The following is a 1,160-nucleotide window of genomic DNA, read 5'->3' as shown; positions in this document are numbered from 1 at the left end:
GAATAGCGGATCTCGTGAAACAGGAAGAACGCCAGAGAATCGCCCGAGATTTGCATGATACATTAGGGCAAAAGCTCTCTCTCATTGGATTAAAGAGTGATTTGGCAAGAAGATTAGTGTACAAAGACCAGGAACAAGCACGAAATGAAATGAAGGATGTTCAGCAAACGGCTAGAACAGCATTAAATGAAGTACGAAAAATGGTTTCTCAAATGAGGGGTATACGGATAAAAGAAGAACTTGTTAGCATAAAGCAGCTTCTTGATGCAGCACAAATCGAATTCATTTGCAGCAATGAACTAAAGCTTACTAATGTATCCATTTTTCTTGAGAACATTCTCAGCATGTGTATGAAGGAAGCAGTAACAAATGTTGTTAAGCATAGCAAGGCTACGAAATGTAAAATAACAATTGAGCAAACAGCAAATGAGGTCTGTATAAAGATTAAAGATAACGGGATTGGTATCGGAAGCAATTATGACGAGTTAAAAGGCAGCGGATTACTTGGTATTAAAGAACGGCTGGAATTTGTCAATGGCACGCTAGATATCAGTGAACAAGATGGGACTGCCATTACGATGAAAGTACCAAATGTTATAAAGCAGGCAGATTAGGAGGAACATTCATGATTCGGATTGTCATTGCAGAGGACCAGCGCATGATGTTAGGGGCATTAGGTTCACTGCTCAATTTGGAAGATGATATGGAAGTAGTCGGAAAAGCGAGCAATGGAGAAGAAGCCATTTCACTCGTAAAAAAATATAAGCCAGACGTTTGTATGATGGATATCGAAATGCCGGAAAAAAGTGGACTTGAGGCAGCGGAAGAATTAAAGGAATCCGGTTGCAAGGTCATTATCCTAACCACTTTTGCAAGAACAGGTTATTTTCAAAGAGCATTGAAGGCTGGTGTACGAGGCTATTTATTAAAGGATAGTCCAAGTGAAGAGCTGGCAGACTCAATCAGAACTGTGATGGCCGGAAGAAGAATTTATGCGCCAGAATTAATGGATGATGTTTATAACGAAGAAAACCCTTTAACAGATCGGGAAAAAGCGGTTCTTGAGCTTGTGGCTGATGGAAAAAACACGAAAGAAATTGCTGATGAATTGAGCATTAAAACAGGGACTGTCCGAAATTATATCTCGCAAATTCTAGATA

The 1,160-nt window shown here is 39.7% G+C and carries 2 protein-coding genes; both read left to right on the top strand.

The window, feature by feature from the left end:
* Positions 1-614 (top strand): sensor histidine kinase (locus V7149_RS26165; protein ID WP_335348473.1); only part of this gene is annotated, 614 nt, incomplete at its 5' end.
* A gap of 11 nt (positions 615-625) precedes the next feature.
* The coding region (locus V7149_RS26160; RefSeq protein WP_335348472.1) for a response regulator transcription factor at positions 626-1,160 on the top strand (535 nt) is incomplete at its 3' end.

Source organism: Bacillus sp. JJ1503 (assembly GCF_036965125.1).
Lineage (GTDB): Bacteria > Bacillota > Bacilli > Bacillales > Cytobacillaceae > Cytobacillus.
This window is presented reverse-complemented; position numbering and strand designations above follow the sequence as displayed.